Below are 15858 nucleotides of genomic sequence, written 5' to 3'. Positions count from 1 at the left end.
ATTTGGTGACACCGAGGAGGTGCCACCAAGGAAAAGCGGGATGTTTATCCTGCTTGGTTATTTGCGGCTTTCGGCACTGGCGTCGCGAATAGCGCGGAACTCATTGCCTTCATACCAGTTGGGCCAGTCGCGGCTGTTTGCCAGCTTCAGGCCCAATTGCAGGCCCAGCTGCAAATTCATAGCGGCGCCTTTCAGGTTCCAGTTGGGGTCGTACTCATCTCCCGGCTTGTGGTAGTGCTGGCTGAGATATTCCTTGTCCTTGGATTGTGCCCACTCCCGGCCGTGCTCATGGTTTTCGCTACCGGAATCAAAATACAGCATTGGCACGCCTTCTTTTGCCAGGCTGAAATGATCTGAGCGATAGAAGTAGCCGCGTTCCGGGTGCTCTTCAGCAGCCAGATAGCGGCCCTGTTTTTTGGCGGCTGCTTCTAAGAGATTTTCCAGCTCGCTGCTGCCGAAGCCAACGACGGTGATGTCTTTGGTGGGGCCCAAGACATTCATAGCGTCGAAGTTAAAGCCGGCAACCGTCTTTTCCAGAGCTTCAACTGGGTTAGCGGCATAGTATTTGGAGCCAAGTAAACCGGACTCTTCAGCAGTTACTGCAACGAATACCAGGGAGCGATCAGCTTGATCCTCTTTCACTGCTTGGGCTGCAAGAGCAAGTAGTCCAGCGGTGCCGGTTGCATTGTCCACTGCGCCATTGAAGATATGGTCTTCGCCAGAAGCGTTTCGGTTGACCCCTAAGTGGTCCCAGTGGGCAGTGTAAACAATGGTTTCATCTGCGTACTTTTTGCCGGGTAACTTAGCAATAACATTGCGAGAGTTGGACTTCTCAAGGCTGTTGCTGAGTTCGATGCTGGCTTTGAGTTCCAGTGACTTAGGCTTGAATCCAGATGCTTTTGCCGCTGCCATTTCTTCGGCCAAGTCGAGACCTGCTGCCTGGAACAGATCCTTCGCTGCCTGGTTGGTGATCCAGGCCTCAATCGCCACGCGATCGATATTCTTATTTTCTGCTTCAAGGCTTACCTGGGCGCCAGACCAGGAGCCGCTCACTACTTCCCAGGGGTAACCGGCAGCGCCATTCTCATGGATAATAATGGCTCCTGCGGCGCCCTGACGGGCAGCTTCTTCAAACTTGTAGCTCCAGCGACCGTAGTAGGTCATGGCATTGCCATTAAATAGAGCCTCATCTTGGGTGGCATAGCCGGGGTCATTCACCAGAATGACTGCGGTTTTGCCTTCCATATCCAGACCTGCGTAGTCATTCCAGTTGTTTTCTGGAGCTACGATGCCGTAACCGACAAAAACCAATTCGCTTTCATTGAGGCTGGATGCGCTGGTTTGGCGCTGGGTAAACGCGACCATGTCGTCAATAGGTTTTAGAACCTGGCCTACACCCTCGCCCTGAATAGTAAGGGGAGTGGATTGAATATCCATCTCTACAATGGGGACTTCCTGGAACCAGCTGGGGTTACCGTCGGAATCTACGGCACCAGGGGTAAGTCCGAGCGCCTTAAATTGCTCTGCCAGATAGTTTACCGTCAGCTCCTCACCTTTACTGGCGGGAGCGCGGCCTTCGAATTCATCGGAGGCCAATACGGCGACATGCTTGTGCAGGTCGGCAGCGACAGTATCAATTTGAGCCTTCTCAGCGGCTTCCAGATTGAGCTTTTCAGTGCTGTGCTCGATATGTTCTTTATGGGAGTGCGCTTGTGAGCTGACTTCTTCGTTGCCCTTGCTACAACCGCTGATAACACCGCCGATGGCTATAGCCAAGCCAAGGCGGCGCCAGGTGGTAGGAATTCGCATAATTTTGTCCTGACAGTCTTGTTAGGAGGCAGATTATGCCTGATCTTGTCTTAACTAACGATATATCAGCGATCAGTGGAGAGTAGAGTGTGGCTGGGCCCAGAGCTATATTCCCGTTTTGGTAATTTAGTTGAATATGGTGACAGGGTTTGTGTTTGAGAGGTTTCAATAAAACTCGCCTTGGATAGGAGGCTCGGGCTTAGCCTCCTATCCAGCCTAAACCCTCAAGTCGAGATTTTTGAGGTTAATTGTGCTGCCACTGGCCCTCAGTTATCTGGTCCTGATAGTTAATCCATACCTTGTCATAGCCAGTGGTTTCCTTGGCGCTTTTAAGGGCTTGGTTGTCCTGGCTATTGGTGGGGGCGGAAAACACGTAGTCATTGCCCAGTGCTTGGCACACCCCGGCACCATAAGAGAATGGGCCTGTTGAGGCGCTGACCAGCCAGCTACCGTCAGCCGTGTTCTTACATGCGAAGCTATATTGGTTGCTGCAGTTGGCATCATTCCAGCGCCCGTTACCCCACTGCATAGCGCAATCCTCATTGTTCAAGTTATTTGGCTCATTCTGATCCCATGACCAAATAGCTGCAGCGATGCGGCCATCAGTCGTATTCATATTATCGAGATTGATTATGTTGTGACCTATAGCAAAGCCATTGCGCACATCGTCGGCTGTGATTCGTTCAATACCACCGCTAAAAATTTCTCCTATAGTGCCAATAGTGGTGCTGTCTTCCCACACTCGACCGATTTCCCCTAATCCGGTGAAGGCCATGTTCTTCATGTCACCATTTCCAGAGCAGCCGCTATCTTTCCACACGACGACTTGTTTCCCTGCAGCAAGCACATCATTTTTTGTAAGGCTGCTGGGGATACTCTGGCAGCCGCCACTGTAGAAAATCTTATCCCCGAATCGATCGGTTATTTGGCTGTAGAGATCTTGATGGCGCCCATCAGAGTGGTCCTCGATATATAAAATGATGACTTCGTCCTGATTGGCGCTGTCATTTAGCCAGTCCTTTATTTCGTTAAATCCTTCAGTCGCATACTTATCATTGATACTGCAGAGCCCATGGCATAGAAGTAATCTTTTTGGGTAGGAAAAAAGGCTCTCCATTTTCGTTGTCCAATGGACATCCAGCTCTATAAAGCGAGCTCCCATGCGCAATTGATCTTTTATGGAATGCTCCTGTTGAGGGTCCAGGTAGCGGCATCCCACTGAGAAGTTACAGGCGCGATACACTTCTGAGTTGTAAGAATTGTGTGTCCCCAAAATATTGTTTTCACTCATGGGAGTGTGGTTGTCTATTTGACGCTGTAGATCCAAGGCTGTGCCTGTCCAGCTGTTTTGGAAATCAGAAATGCTATCGGCCCAAAGGGGGAGAGAGGCGAAGGAAAGTACAAATAGAATCGATAGGATCATCTGTCTGATAGTGTGTTTCATTATTTTTCTCCGGACTGAGTAGATACGCTACCTTTGCAGTAGACGCTAGTGAATATTTTTTAATTTTTATTGGTGTGTGGTGCCTTAAGGTACCGTTTTTATTATTTTTGCTTTTTACTACGAATTGGACTTTTTTGTCTATGTGAAGAGGGTTGGTTTCTTGTTGTTTTCTGGTGGCATCATAATTCTATTGATAATGGATGGGTTGTGTAGCTCTCTCAGCAATAAATGCCGATAAATTATTCAGGGTCTTTCCTTGCTTTAATTAACAAGCTGTATAAGGGGAATTATGCGACTAATGAATAAGTGGGTTGTTTTGCTTGGCTCCTTTCCAGCCACCTTTATTTTGGGGTTGGACTACACCATTGTCAGTATTGCGCTGCCGACAATCCAGCAGAGTTTAGGTGCATCCTTTATTCAAACCCAGTGGGTTATGAATATATTTATGTTGATGCTATGTATCCTGATGGCCAGTATGGGGAGATTGGGGGATATTGTGGGCTCCCTGAAGATGCTCAATATTGGATGGGTATTACTTGCAGTTAGCTCCCTTTTCGCGGGATTGGCTGAGGATCCACTTTGGTTAATTGTCTGGCGGGCCTTTCAAGGTGTCTCCATTGCCATAATCGTGCCGAATAATATTGCTTTGCTGTCCCACACTTTTGTAGAAAAAGAAGCCGGATTTGCAATGGGATGGTGGATGTCGGTATTGGCTGTCGGCTTTGCTCTTGGTCCGGTATTGGGTGGGGTCCTATGTGAGTATTTGTCTTGGAGGTCGATCTTTTTTATTAATATCCCCTTTGTGTTGGTTAGTATGGTACTTGGTCTTTTTGTGATGCGGAGCCAGCAAAATTTAGATAAAGAAAAAAGTTATATTGACTGGCGTGGAATGATACTTCTTGCGCTTAGTGTGGGTTCGCTAGTGGTGTTAGTAGTTGAAGGGGCGCAAGTGGGTTGGTTGAGTTGGCCGATACTGTTGTTACTGGTTATTTCTATATTGAGTTTTATTGCCCTTTTTCGTGTTGAGCGAAAACTGGAGCAACCGTTGATCCATTTTGCCTATTTTAAGAATTTGCTATTTTCCGCTTGTATTTTAACCAATTTTAGTTTGTTGATATTTCTCATTTCTGCTTTCTTTTTATTACCATTTTATTTGCATATTGTGCGTCAGGATACAACGGTAATGTCCGGCTTGATTTTGCTCCCTATTACCTTGGTAATGGCTTTGGTATCTCCTGTGGCGGGCAGAATGGCGGCTAATTCCGCACCTGCGGCTCCAATCTTAATTGGTGTCATATGTATTTTGATTGCGGCAATCGTAATGACACAATTCTCAGTGGATACCAATTTTTCGACGCTTTTGCTGGCTTTTATACCTTTCGGTGTGGCTTGGGGATTTGTATTTAGTGCAACAGCCCCAATCGCTATTGGCGCTTTGCCGCCTAATAGTGCAGGTATAGCAACCGGAATGTTGTGGGGCATACAAAACATAGGCGCAGCACTTGGTTTGGCTGTAGTGGGTACTGTATTCCGGATAATGGAGAAACAGAGTTTGCTAAATCAATTGAAGGAAAGTGGGGTGCAGATTACCAGTGCACTGGAAAAATATATCGATGCATTGCTGATTAATCCTGAAAGGATTGAGCGTGGCGCAATGGGGGTGTCTGCTGCTCTGCACGGTCGCATCGCTAACATGTTTAATGAGGCTTTTGCCCAGGCTTTCCAGTCGGTGATGTGGGGGTTGGTTGTATTTACTTTTCTTTTGTTGGTTGCTGTAGCTGTATTATTGAAAAAATCACAGTGTAAGAAGGAAAGTTAGAAATGTTATTTTAATGGTCTCTGCAAGCTTTGAAATATAGAGGCTGTCCTGTGATTTTTGGCTCAAAAATATACGCCTACTCGGTTTTTGTAAATCAATAATTACAATAAGAAAAGTCTCTCTAAAACTGGGCTGCCGTTTGAAACAGCCCAGCTCAAATTAATTTCTCTTGTTGGTAACGGTAATTTGGTTCACCGTATAGAGATTATTTGAGTGTTTTTAACACTTCGCGAATTGGGAAAAGAATATCGCGAGCGAGTTGTTGGCTTCGCGCCGGGGACCAACCTTCGATCAAGTCGGGCAGGTCATCATTGTCTTTAAACGGCATCTCCAATGTTAGAGCCAGGGTGCGGAATTGATGTCCAGCCCAGGCGGTACCAATTGTCAGATTTGCTTCGCCGGGTTTATCCAGCTCATATCCATGCTCCGTTTGGAAGTCGGGGCTGACGGCCTCATAAGCTTGCTTAAATGTCTCTTCCAGCTTGGCGTGGCGCTCGTCATAGCCGGGAATACCTTCACAAGCCGCAACAAAGTTATAGGGCAGGGCTTCATCACCATGAATATCCAGGAAGATATCCCCTCCTAGCTCCAACATTTTCTCCCTGACCAAAAAGACTTCCGGGCTTCGCTCCATTGTGGGGTTGAGCCACTCACGGTTCAGGTTGGCGCCCGCAGCGTTAGTGCGCAGATGCCCGCGAACGCTGCCGTCGGGGTTCATATTGGGTACTACATAAAATACGGTATCTGCCAGCAAGCTTTGCGCAGTAGGATTGGCATGGTCGAGCAAGGTTTCCAGGAAGCCCTCAACAAACCATTCCGCCATGGTCTCTCCTGGGTGTTGGCGGGCAATCATCCAAACACGATGTTTCGCGGTGTCGGCATTGCCAACCGTGAGCATGGTCATATCGCGCTCATCAAGGGTTTTACCGAGAGTTTGCAGTTTGACCAGGTCGTGGCTCTGCGCCCAAGCGAGCAGATCCAGGTGGCGTTCCCAGGAGTAGGGGGCGAAATAGGCGAGATAGATGCTGGGTTCATCCAGGGTTACAGTGAAGTCCAGAGTATTGCCGTCGTAGTTGGCGCCAATTCTGAACCAATTTTGACGATCGTATGAGGCACAGATGCGGTAGTTTTCCCAGCCTTCCGGGTAGGCGGATTTGCCGGCATTAACGATGCGCAAGGGATAGCTGGTGCCAATATCGCCTTCCAGACGAAAGTGAAACCATTGGTAGAAGTCAGAATTGTTGTCCTGACGGATTGCTAGCTCAATTGGATTGCTGTCGGTATTGATAACTTCGATATTGCCGCTGTCAAAGGCGCTGCTGATATACATGTAGAGAGCTCCACTCTTGTTCTTGGGCGCAGGATACAGCGGTAGGGGGAATTTTCCAGGAAGAAAGGTAGGGGATCTCGCCAATTTTGGGTGCGATAGGACGAAATCTCCTTTATTTAGTGAAATAGAAAAGCACGGTATCGATAAGGATACCGTGCTTTAGCCAATCCCTGGCGGCACCTGCTACGACTACTGCTCCCTGAAATTTCCGGTGTCGGACCCCAGGCGACTGCTTACTGCCCGGTCAGATCACAAGTGCGTCACTCCACACTGTCAGAAATTAGTAAATCTCCTTAACATCCCGCAGCAAGTGCTGGTTAAAGTTTAGGCAATCGAGCCTGCTTGATGTTGTACGAACGTTTCGATCGGCGTAAATTTGATGATCTTTTTGTCTCAGGGCTATCTGACGTGAATTTGTACAGATAGAGAATAGGTCCCATGGCATTAGTGGGAATAGAAAGAACAAGTAATAGCTCCGCATAGGGGGCTTTCGTGAGAGGTGACACCATGAATAGAGTGATTAAACGAAGTATCGTGGCATCCGCTGCGCTTGTAACAGTGATGAATCTGAGCGCCTGTGGCTATTTCCTGTACCCGGAGCGCAAAGGGCAGGCGGGTGGGCGAGTTGATCCTGCGGTCGTAATCTTGGACGGCGCAGGCCTGCTATTTGGCTTGCTGCCGGGCATAGTGGCTTTCGCTGTCGATATTACCAATGGCACCATTTATTTGCCGCCAGGGCATAGCTCTGTGTTTGATCGCCATTTAAGCAGTACTGACCAGGGGGCACCTGCGGAGGTTACAGACGAAGAGGGGCAGGTCTGGATCCGACTTCCGGTGGAGGGCGTCGATGAGAATACCCGACTAGAAGTACTCAGTGATCAGTTGTCAGGGATAACAGGGCAGCAAGTAGATGCTGAAGATATTGTTTGGTTACAGGACTCAGCCGAGCTTCGTGCAGTAAGCCGTTTTCAGGCTGCGTCTCGCTAGTTTTTCCCAGCTTTGAGCGCCTCGGGAGTTGAAGGCTCCCGAGCTTAAGCTGTAGAAGAGACCTTTCAGGTGGCTGCGCCAAAGGGGGTAAGCCCCTCGAGGGCCAAGGGGATAACGCTTGCAGCAAGCAACAATCCCATAGCAATGTTAAAGCTTCGCAAGTAGCGTGGTTCAGTCAGGAACCGTTTTAGCCCAACGCCAAAGAATAGCCAAATGGCAACGCAAGGCCCGCCAATGGTGATAAATGCCAGTGCAACCTTAACAACTCCCGACCATATTTCTGTGCCGGGACTGGTGAAAGCAGCCAGTGCTCCAGTGGCCATAATCCAGCCTTTAGGATTGATCCACTGAAAAGCCATCGCCTGAGTAAAGCTCAGGGGTTGGCTTGAATTTCCAGAACCCATTTCCCGGGTCGAACCAATTATCCATGCCAGGTAGAGTAAATAGGCAATGCCTGCCCAGCGAATAACTTCATGCAGAAAAGGGAAGTGATTGAAGACGGTTCCCAGTCCCAAGCCAATGGCAACCACCATGGCGGGAAATCCCAGCCAAATTCCCAGTAGGTGAGGTGTTGAACTGTAGATGCCGTGATTGAGTCCTGAGGACATAATCATCAGGTTATTAGGGCCCGGTGTAATACTGGCTGAGAAAGCAAAAAGGGCGATCGGCAAAAGAGATTCAATCACAGGTGTACCAGAGGAAAAGGCGACTTCATGCTAATATGCGCGCGAATAATGGGTATCACAAGTGAAATTTATAGACAGTCATTGCCACTTTGATTTTGAGGTTTTTTCTCTGGACCGGGACCAGGTGTGGCAAAGATGTCTCAATGCCGGAATAGATAGGGTCATTATCCCCGGCGTTTGCGAGGCTCAGTGGCAGTCGTTGGGCGCTCTGGTATCGGAACAGCCCGGTTGGATGATGGCTGCTGGTGTTCACCCTTGGTGGGTGAAGAAAATCCCGCAAGATTCCCGTTGGCGGGAAAACCTGATGGAGTTGGGAGTACGGCTTAGTGAGAGCCTTGAGAAATACTCATGTGTCGCTGTTGGAGAGTGTGGCTTGGATGCCTCTATCGGCACTGACTTGAATAAGCAGGAAGATATTCTCAAGCTTCATTTGGAGATTGCTAGTAACCATGAACTGCCGATTATTCTGCATGTTCACCGGGCCCACAATGAACTCCTGAGGCTGTTAAAGCAATTCAAGCTCCCGCGGGGAGGTGTGATCCACGCTTTCAGTGGAAGTGAGCAAATGGCGCAAGAGTACTGGAAGCGCGGCTTCTATCTGGGTATCGGTGGAACAATTACTTACCCACGGGCAGCGAAAACCCGACGGGCTGTGTCACGTGCGCCGCTGGAGAGTTTGCTGCTTGAGTCGGACGCCCCGGATATGCCTCTTTCAGGTCAGCAGGGTATGCGTAATAGCCCTGAAAACCTTTCTAAAATTGCACAAGCACTGGCTGATTTACGGGGAGTTTCCGTGCGGGAAATCGCCAATGCTACCTGTCGAAATACTGAGAAGTTATTTTCCCTATGAGTTTTTCCGCTGAATCATTCAGGCAGTCATTTCCCCTCTTTGCTCAAGAGGAGAATAAGGAGTTGGTATACCTGGATAATGCTGCAACGACGCAGAAACCAGAGACAGTGATTAATGCTGTACGCGATTACTATGTGCACAGCAATGCCAATACGCACCGCTCCAGTCACCGTCTAGCCCGTAAGGCTACAGAGATGGTGGAGCGAGTGCGTCGCCAAGCGGCACAATTTGTTAATGCTGCCAGCACAAGGGAAATTGTATTTTGTCGCGGTGCTACTGAGGCACTGAATTTGTTGGCGCACAGCCTGTGCAGTGAGTTGCAGGCTGGGGATGAAATTGTCATCTCAACAGCGGAGCATCATGCAAATATTATCCCTTGGCAGATGGCGGCCAAGCGATTCAATTTGAGTTTACGCTATGTACCCCATGTAGCGGGTGTCCCGGAATTTGATCGCCTGGGAGAAGTGCTGAATGAGCGCACAAGAATTGTATCCCTGACCGGCGGTTCCAACGCACTCGGATTGCGTCCGGACCTGGCTGCAGTGAGGCAATTGCTGCGCAGAAAGCACTTGATGTGGATTGTTGATGGCGCCCAGTTGGCAGCCCATGAATTGATTGATGTGCAGAAAATTGGCTGTGATTTTTTTGTTTCCTCCGCACATAAGTTTTACGGCCCGTCAGGAATTGGTTTCTTATACGGTAGGGAAACACTTTTGGAATCTATGCCACCATGGCTGGGTGGTGGAGAAATGATCTCCGACGTTGAACTTGAAACGAGTCATTATGCAGGCTTGCCGCACAAATTTGAGGCAGGCACTTCTCCGCTGGCGGCAATAGCGGGTCTTGGAGCGGCACTGGAATTTCTTGAGCAGCAAGATAGGGTCGCTATAGCGGCGCATGAGCAGAAATTGGTGCGATGGATACATCGCGAACTGATAGCGTCCCCCAATTTTAGGGTTATCAGCCAAGTGCGCCACAATCTGGGTATTGTCTCTTTTGTGCCTATTCATGGTAGCGCTGCCGATTTGATGCACTGGCTGGACGAGCGCGATATTGCAGTGAGAGTAGGCCATCACTGTGCACAATTGTTAGGTAAAGAGAGCGGTGATTTGGTGACGGTCCGAGCATCAGTCGCAGCCTACAATACTGATAGTGATATTCAGGCTTTTTTGCAGGCCCTGAAAGAGTACTGTGAGATCCAGAAGTCAATTGAACAGGGGGATAGTATTCAGAGTGATGAATGGGCCAGGGATGATTTTTCCTCGTTATTGCTAGAGAGTTTGGTTTCCCAGCGCAACTGGCAGGGACGTTATAGAGAATTAATGCTGTGGAGTAAAACTATTGCCCGAAAGCCCGAGATACGTACCGAAGAAAACCTGGTGCGGGGTTGTGAGTCTGCAGCTTGGTTAGCGCACCGGACAGAGGGTGGTAGGCACTATTTTGGATTGGAAAGCGACAGCCGGGTTGTAAAAGGCCTGGGTGCGTTATTACTTTCACAAATTGATGGCCGCACGGCTACTGAGATTCGAGAGAGAGATCTTTCTCTGTTATTTGCTGAGCTAGGACTCGGTAAGCACTTAAGTGAATCGCGCAGCAATGGTTTTTACGCATTGCTGCAACGTGCTTTGAATCTGGTGGAGCAGACCTCCCATTAACTTAACTGGAGCGGGGTATGGGGGCCTCCACCGCAATAGGCCTTATATTGGAAATAGGCTTTAAACCAAACAGCGGCCGTAAAACTGGATTTCTTCGGATGATAAATTCATATGAAGCCCAGCAGCCGAAAATAGTGATTAATAATACTAGCAAGGGCTCCAGGATGGGCCCCAGAGCGAGTTGCCCCAATTGATACACAGCGATTACGGTAATGGTTTGATGGAGGATATACCAGGGATAAACCGCTTCAGTGGCATAGGGTAACCAACGGAATTGCTTATTGAGAAATCGATAAGCGCAGGCTAAAACAGCCAGGAGCCATACCCATCGATTTGTATAGATAACAATAAAAAGCAGTATTTTCTGCGCGGGAATACTGTTATCAGGTAGTACTCGATCAAATAATAGATATAGGGCGAAAGTGAGGGGCGCTGCAATAATCAAGCGATTGCGCAGCCTTGCCAGTATTTCCCAGGGAGCGTTACTGCTGACCAGCAAGTAGCCGCAGAAGAAATAAGTAAAAAATCTGGCATGGGTGTACCAGTCGTCGACGACGGCATAGTTTATTCCACCAAAGCGCGGAAATAGGACCAGGCCGTACACCATCATAGGCACAAGCGGTAGAATTAGCAGTTGCCAAGATTTAATATTCTCCATGAATCGGCCCAGCCACCGTTGGTGTTTAAACCACAGGGCTAGAGGAATAAGGGCCAGGGTGTAGCATGCCAGATAGGGTAGATACCACAGGTGGTTCCAGGTCAGGCCAAACTCACTTCCAGCAAAGGCATTTTCTGGCCAGGGGCTGAACGAGAAGTACTTCAGCAGGAAAGATAAGTATCCAGGCTCAATAATGCCGTTGCTTAGCGCTTCATAGTAGGCCTGGGGTGGAACCACCACCAGCATTCCAAATGCCAGCGGAATCAATAGCTGCTTCATTCTTCTCAGTAAGTAACCCCCAGTGCCCAGCTTGTGGAAGAGAAAATAGCTGGCTGCACCTGAAATCAGGAACAACAACGGCATCCGCCACTGGTTAACCGCTAGCATTACCAGTTGTAGTGGCTCGCTTTGGTAGCTGCTTTTTACATGCCACCCCCATTCCGCGACATAGGCCATTCCCAGGTGGTAGAGAATAAGTAGGCCAAAGGCTAGTACACGAAGGGCGTCAATATCGTGGCGTCTCTGTGTTATTGAATGCATAGGTTTCGTCGTTCGAGGCTGTTTTAGTCGCTTGCTATGCTCCCGTTAGTATTTGCCATTAGCTATCCCAAAGTGCCGATTTGTAGGGTATTAGGGGCCAGTGGTGGTTTTTGGGGGTGAATCGGGGGTAGACTGCCGATGAATTTTTATACTGGTTCAGAAGCAATGACGGTTCAGCAGTATTTGACGCACCGGCGACAGTTTGAGGTGGGGTTCTGGGTGTTGTTTTTTGTCGGCCAGTGGCTTGTTCAGTTCGCTTTGGCATACTTTGATCACCGCCGCTGGGGTTCTATTTTTCAGCCATGGGAATTTCTGGTGTGGGAGGGAACCAGTATCCTAATGATCGCAATCTTATTTCCGTTGATATTGCTTCTTGATCATTATTTTCCCCTGCGCAAGGGGATAGTTCGGCAGAACTTGGCCATACATTTATTTTTCACTTTGCCTTGGTCCTTGGTCCACGTTTCCGGCATGGTGTTTATGAGGACGGTCATTTACCACCTTAATGACGGTTCCTATAACTTTGGTAACTGGCCTGTAGAATTTTTCTATGAATATCTCAAAGATATTCAAACCTATGCCGCTCTTTTAAGCTCTGTTTATTTGTACCGCTTCTTATTGGTACGTTTACAGGGTGAGGCGCGCTTACTAGAAGAGCCAGATGAGGGAGATGCTGCTGAGCCAGTAGAAAGGCCGGAGCGTCTTCTGGTGAAAAAGCTGGGAAAAGAATTTCTGGTTAATGTGCAGGATATCGAATGGGTGGAAGCTGCTGGCAACTATGTCAATCTGCACCTGGGCGATAGAATTTACCCCCTGAGAGAGACTATGACCAAGTTACTGGAGCGTTTGGATCCAGGGTCATTCGCTCGCATCCACCGCTCCTATATTGTGCGCTTGGACTCTATTGCGGAGATTGAACCCCTGGAGAGCGGTGATGCGCGTATTCACTTGGTTGGCGGCCAGCTGATCCCGGTGAGCAGGCGCTACCGCGATCAGCTGAGGGCTCAATTAACCCCGGCTTAGTTTTTTGCCTGGAGAAGTCGCTCGATGGCCCGGTTGGCGGCCAAAAACCCAAAGGTGCCGGTAATCATAGTTGCCGCACCAAAGCCGCCACTGCAGTCTAATTTAACACCGTCCTGCATAGCGCTCTTCTGCTGGCATACTTGCCCATCTGGCTGCGGGTATACCATTGCTTCAGTGGAAAAGATCGCATCGATGCCAAACTGGCGCTTGCGACTCTTCTGGAAGTTGTGAAAGCGGTATAGATGTTGGCGGACTTTTGCCAGCATCGGATCATTAATTGTACGGCCGAGATCGGCGCACTCAATGCGATCGGGGGAGCGCTTACCTCCTGCGGAACCAACCGTTATCAAGCGTATTTTTCGGGCTTTACAGTAAGCGATCAGGGCGGCTTTTACCCGTGCGGAGTCTATTGCATCAATCACCACATCGATAGGGTGTATATCAGGATTGATCAGCTCTGAGAAATTGTCATTAGCGATAAAGTCCTCTTCCGTATGAACTGTAATCTCCGGGTTAATCTGCCGTAGGCGCTCTGCCATCACCTCGACCTTGATATGGCCTACAGTATCGGCGAGTGCGTGGCTCTGACGATTGGTATTGGTGATGCAGACGTCATCCAAGTCTATTAGCGTCAACTGGCCAATGCCGCTTCGCGCCAAGGCCTCTGCGGTCCAGCTCCCTACGCCACCAATACCGATCACCAATATGTGAGCAGAGGATAAAATTTCGAGGGCCTTATCGCCATACAGGCGAGCAATGCCGCCAAATCGCTGTAAATACTGGTCAGACAAGCTCATCTGGGGTCTCTTCAGGTACATCTTCCAAAAACCGCTGTTTGTCAGCGTCACACGGCAATAGGCAACTTTCCCGTTGACCAAACCAGCGATAGCGGTTTCGAGCAACCAAGTCGTAGAGCCAATCCCTTGCCGGGCGGGGAATGTAGCGCAAAATGGCCAATAAACGCCAGGGTTGTGGTAGGCGGCTGGCAATTCTCAGTGCCGCTTCACTTTTGTAAAAGGATTGGTAAGTGCCACCATGTCGTTCCAGCAAAATCATGGTCTGGTAAGTGTCCAGCGGCAGGTTCAGCTGTTTAAGGAAGTGCTGGCCTGCATTGGACTGCACTCGGCACAGGGTAAGGCGCTGCTCTCTGTCGCGCTTGAGTATTAGTTGACTCCAGCTATTGCACAGGTTGCAGATGCTATCAAACAGGATGATGTTGTTTGGCAATGACATTGGGGAAGGGGGGAACGCCGCGCGGCTGGCGGCGTTTCATATCATGGGATCAGTGCACGTGGCCGTGATCAACTTCTTCGGCAGTCGCTTCGCGTACAGAAACAACTTCAATTTCGAAGTGCAGCTCAACGCCGGCGAGGGGGTGGTTGCCATTGATAGTGACTTCGTCGCCGTCGATGTCGATAATTTCGACTTCAATCGGGTGACCTTCGGTGCTCTCTGCACGGAATGCCATTCCTACAGATAACTCTTCAACACCACCAAAGGCACTGCGCGGCATGGTTTGGATCAGCTCCGGGTTTTGCTCGCCGTAACCGTCTTCTGGTGCGATTACCGCAGTAAATTTATCACCGGGTGCCTTTTCCAGCATCTCGCGCTCAAGCCCAGGAATGATATTACCAACCCCTTGCAGATATTTGAGCGGCTCTCCATTGGCTGAGGAGTCAATGACTGTTCCGTCAGCATCTTTCAGGGTGTAGTGGATCTCCACAACTGTGTGGTTGGCAATCTTCATGAATAATCTCTGATATAAAAGAGTATGTGAATGAGCGCTTACCGCTGCGCAATAAAACGGGGGGTAAAGGCTGTGAAGCGCAATTGTATTGACAGGGCGGGCGCGCCGCAACTTGTGCGTGCGCGCCGCTGATAAAGATTAGCAAGCGATTGACAGGTCCTGCTCACAACCTCCATAGAGATTGGTTACGATCGCAACCAGTTGTGTGCTGAAGTCAGGGCGATAGCCCAACTCCAATAGGCGACCCTCGAAATACTCCAGCATTGAATCGAATAGCTCTGGGTTTAACCCCCTGGCTAAAAAACGGGCGCGACTACTCCGGTCTGGTTCCGGTGTAGATGACAACGCATGGCTCAAAAACTGAGCTTGACGACTTAATTGTTTGCGGAAATCACAAGTTTCGTAGGCTGAAAGGTGGTGGCTGAGAGCACCGTAAAATTCACTGACTGTACGGTTGACAAATTTAGCACCACCGACCTGATCCAACAGGCTTTCCATATCTCTCCCCCCGGTGAGCAGTTGGCACTGATTTAAAGTTTATCCGCAGAGCCGAAAAAGTATTTTGGTAACGAGAAGCACAATGTGCATTGGCTCAATGGCGGTACAACATTAATTGGTGACGAGCCTAAGACATATTCTTTCAGTATGCCAACTTGGTTTAAGAAAATTGTCATTCTGTTCGACAGGTTGTCACATATTGGGGGTTTATTTCGCCAAAGAAGAAAATCTATGTTTGCGCAAGTATTTTCTAAGCCTTTACACTTTATTTTTTCTTCTTGGTGTTAGACTGCACGCTTGCACCAAATAATAAATTTCAACCTTTTGAGATAATTTATGGCAAGTATTTTTACTCAGATAATTAATGGCGATTTACCTGGCAATTTTATTTGGAGAGATGAAAAGGTCGTAGCTATTTTGACCATTTCACCCATTAAGGCTGGTCATTGTTTGGTCATCCCTGTTGAGGAAATTAATCATTGGGATGATGTTCCGGAGGAGCTGGCGAGTCATCTAATGCTGGTTGCGCAAAAGGTGGCGAAAGGGCTGAAAGCAACTTACTCACCGAAGCGAGTGGGCGTGATGATCGCTGGGATTGAAGTGCCACATACCCATATCCACCTGATACCCGTAGATGAATTGTCAGACTTTGACTTCTCTAAGCAAAAGCCTGCTTCTTCAGAGCAGTTGGCACATGAGGCGGAAAAGATTCGACAATCCCTAAAGGAGCTGGGCTTTAGCGAGGCGGAGTGCGGCTAGGTCGTTAAGATTGATTTTTTAGACTGCATGGTCATATGGTGTCCCCAAAATAT

General features: G+C 48.9%; 15 protein-coding genes. 6 read left to right on the top strand and 9 right to left on the bottom strand.

The features are described from left to right. Positions 1–57: 57 nt before the first annotated feature. Both ACJJIR_RS13765 and ACJJIR_RS13760 read right to left on the bottom strand, forming a co-directional pair. Positions 58–1809: a M28 family metallopeptidase gene (locus ACJJIR_RS13765; protein WP_444905790.1), complete on the bottom strand. Its 1752-nt coding sequence runs from the start codon at positions 1807–1809 to the stop codon at positions 58–60. Between the two features lie 244 nt (positions 1810–2053). Next, the gene (locus ACJJIR_RS13760) at positions 2054–3253 is read right to left on the bottom strand and encodes a phosphatidylinositol-specific phospholipase C domain-containing protein (RefSeq protein WP_444905789.1); all 1200 of its coding nucleotides are present in this window, start codon (positions 3251–3253) and stop codon (positions 2054–2056) included. Positions 3254–3551: 298 nt separating this feature from the next. On the opposite strand from ACJJIR_RS13760, the gene ACJJIR_RS13755 reads away from it, so the two are divergent. After that, positions 3552–5072, top strand: a complete 1521-nt coding sequence (locus ACJJIR_RS13755) for an MFS transporter (protein WP_444905788.1) — start codon at positions 3552–3554, stop codon at positions 5070–5072. A 205-nt stretch (positions 5073–5277) separates the two neighbouring features. On the opposite strand, the gene ACJJIR_RS13750 is transcribed toward ACJJIR_RS13755, so the two are convergent. Then, the gene (locus ACJJIR_RS13750; protein ID WP_444905787.1) at positions 5278–6402 is read right to left on the bottom strand and encodes a M14 family metallopeptidase; all 1125 of its coding nucleotides are present in this window, start codon (positions 6400–6402) and stop codon (positions 5278–5280) included. 507 nt (positions 6403–6909) lie between these two features. Here ACJJIR_RS13750 and ACJJIR_RS13745 point away from each other — a divergent pair. Further along, entirely contained in the window at positions 6910–7389 is a 480-nt protein-coding gene (locus tag ACJJIR_RS13745; RefSeq protein ID WP_444905786.1) for a hypothetical protein, read from the top strand. Between the two features lie 65 nt (positions 7390–7454). Here the strand turns inward: ACJJIR_RS13745 and ACJJIR_RS13740 are convergent, their stop codons facing one another. Continuing rightward, complete coding sequence (locus ACJJIR_RS13740) at positions 7455–8075, bottom strand: LysE family translocator (RefSeq protein ID WP_444905785.1); 621 nt, start codon at positions 8073–8075, stop codon at positions 7455–7457. A gap of 61 nt (positions 8076–8136) precedes the next feature. Here ACJJIR_RS13740 and ACJJIR_RS13735 point away from each other — a divergent pair, with 61 nt between their 5' ends. Both ACJJIR_RS13735 and ACJJIR_RS13730 read left to right on the top strand, forming a co-directional pair. After that, the gene (locus ACJJIR_RS13735; protein ID WP_444905784.1) at positions 8137–8925 is read left to right on the top strand and encodes a TatD family hydrolase; all 789 of its coding nucleotides are present in this window, start codon (positions 8137–8139) and stop codon (positions 8923–8925) included. After that, positions 8922–10580 carry an aminotransferase class V-fold PLP-dependent enzyme gene (locus ACJJIR_RS13730; RefSeq protein WP_444905783.1) on the top strand — a complete coding sequence of 553 codons (1659 nt, stop codon included), beginning with the start codon at positions 8922–8924 and terminating at the stop codon, positions 10578–10580. The genes ACJJIR_RS13735 and ACJJIR_RS13730 overlap by 4 nt, the downstream gene beginning before the upstream one ends. A gap of 1 nt (position 10581) precedes the next feature. Here ACJJIR_RS13730 and ACJJIR_RS13725 read toward each other — a convergent pair whose 3' ends face one another. Continuing rightward, on the bottom strand, positions 10582–11778 hold the full coding sequence (locus ACJJIR_RS13725; protein WP_444905782.1) for an acyltransferase family protein: 1197 nt from the start codon (positions 11776–11778) through the stop codon (positions 10582–10584). A 138-nt stretch (positions 11779–11916) separates the two neighbouring features. Here ACJJIR_RS13725 and ACJJIR_RS13720 point away from each other — a divergent pair, with 138 nt between their 5' ends. Continuing rightward, positions 11917–12801 (top strand): LytR/AlgR family response regulator transcription factor, encoded by an 885-nt coding sequence (locus ACJJIR_RS13720; RefSeq protein ID WP_444905781.1) that lies wholly within the window; start codon positions 11917–11919, stop codon positions 12799–12801. Here the strand turns inward: ACJJIR_RS13720 and tcdA are convergent. The 4 genes from tcdA to ACJJIR_RS13700 all read right to left on the bottom strand — a co-directional run bounded on the left by tcdA (position 12798) and on the right by ACJJIR_RS13700 (position 15046). Further along, positions 12798–13598 carry a tRNA cyclic N6-threonylcarbamoyladenosine(37) synthase TcdA gene (gene tcdA, locus ACJJIR_RS13715; protein ID WP_282933452.1) on the bottom strand — a complete coding sequence of 267 codons (801 nt, stop codon included), beginning with the start codon at positions 13596–13598 and terminating at the stop codon, positions 12798–12800. The genes ACJJIR_RS13720 and tcdA overlap by 4 nt on opposite strands. Further along, entirely contained in the window at positions 13585–14034 is a 450-nt protein-coding gene (locus ACJJIR_RS13710) for a thiol-disulfide oxidoreductase DCC family protein (protein ID WP_444905780.1), read from the bottom strand. The genes tcdA and ACJJIR_RS13710 overlap by 14 nt, the downstream gene beginning before the upstream one ends. A gap of 49 nt (positions 14035–14083) precedes the next feature. Then, entirely contained in the window at positions 14084–14548 is a 465-nt protein-coding gene (locus tag ACJJIR_RS13705) for an FKBP-type peptidyl-prolyl cis-trans isomerase (RefSeq protein ID WP_413665157.1), read from the bottom strand. A gap of 138 nt (positions 14549–14686) precedes the next feature. Continuing rightward, positions 14687–15046, bottom strand: a complete 360-nt coding sequence (locus ACJJIR_RS13700; protein ID WP_444896694.1) for a hypothetical protein — start codon at positions 15044–15046, stop codon at positions 14687–14689. 336 nt (positions 15047–15382) lie between these two features. On the opposite strand from ACJJIR_RS13700, the gene ACJJIR_RS13695 reads away from it, so the two are divergent. Next, positions 15383–15805, top strand: a complete 423-nt coding sequence (locus tag ACJJIR_RS13695) for an HIT family protein (RefSeq protein ID WP_413665159.1) — start codon at positions 15383–15385, stop codon at positions 15803–15805. The last annotated feature ends 53 nt before the right edge of the window (positions 15806–15858 follow it).

It is taken from the genome of Microbulbifer maximicatervae (SeqCode), assembly GCF_052467385.1.
This window is presented reverse-complemented; position numbering and strand designations above follow the sequence as displayed.

What these genes read in the sequence shown, in the direction of transcription:
- ACJJIR_RS13765 (WP_444905790.1), bottom strand. Translation starts at nt 1,809, where the DNA reads ATGCGAATTCCTACCACCTGGCGCCGCCTTGGCTTGGCTATAGCCATC.
- ACJJIR_RS13760 (WP_444905789.1), bottom strand. Translation starts at nt 3,253, where the DNA reads ATGAAACACACTATCAGACAGATGATCCTATCGATTCTATTTGTACTT.
- ACJJIR_RS13755 (WP_444905788.1), top strand. Translation starts at nt 3,552, where the DNA reads ATGAATAAGTGGGTTGTTTTGCTTGGCTCCTTTCCAGCCACCTTTATT.
- ACJJIR_RS13750 (WP_444905787.1), bottom strand. Translation starts at nt 6,402, where the DNA reads ATGTATATCAGCAGCGCCTTTGACAGCGGCAATATCGAAGTTATCAAT.
- ACJJIR_RS13745 (WP_444905786.1), top strand. Translation starts at nt 6,910, where the DNA reads ATGAATAGAGTGATTAAACGAAGTATCGTGGCATCCGCTGCGCTTGTA.
- ACJJIR_RS13730 (WP_444905783.1), top strand. Translation starts at nt 8,922, where the DNA reads ATGAGTTTTTCCGCTGAATCATTCAGGCAGTCATTTCCCCTCTTTGCT.
- ACJJIR_RS13725 (WP_444905782.1), bottom strand. Translation starts at nt 11,778, where the DNA reads ATGCATTCAATAACACAGAGACGCCACGATATTGACGCCCTTCGTGTA.
- ACJJIR_RS13720 (WP_444905781.1), top strand. Translation starts at nt 11,917, where the DNA reads ATGAATTTTTATACTGGTTCAGAAGCAATGACGGTTCAGCAGTATTTG.
- tcdA (WP_282933452.1), bottom strand. Translation starts at nt 13,598, where the DNA reads ATGAGCTTGTCTGACCAGTATTTACAGCGATTTGGCGGCATTGCTCGC.
- ACJJIR_RS13710 (WP_444905780.1), bottom strand. Translation starts at nt 14,034, where the DNA reads ATGTCATTGCCAAACAACATCATCCTGTTTGATAGCATCTGCAACCTG.
- ACJJIR_RS13705 (WP_413665157.1), bottom strand. Translation starts at nt 14,548, where the DNA reads ATGAAGATTGCCAACCACACAGTTGTGGAGATCCACTACACCCTGAAA.
- ACJJIR_RS13700 (WP_444896694.1), bottom strand. Translation starts at nt 15,046, where the DNA reads ATGGAAAGCCTGTTGGATCAGGTCGGTGGTGCTAAATTTGTCAACCGT.
- ACJJIR_RS13695 (WP_413665159.1), top strand. Translation starts at nt 15,383, where the DNA reads ATGGCAAGTATTTTTACTCAGATAATTAATGGCGATTTACCTGGCAAT.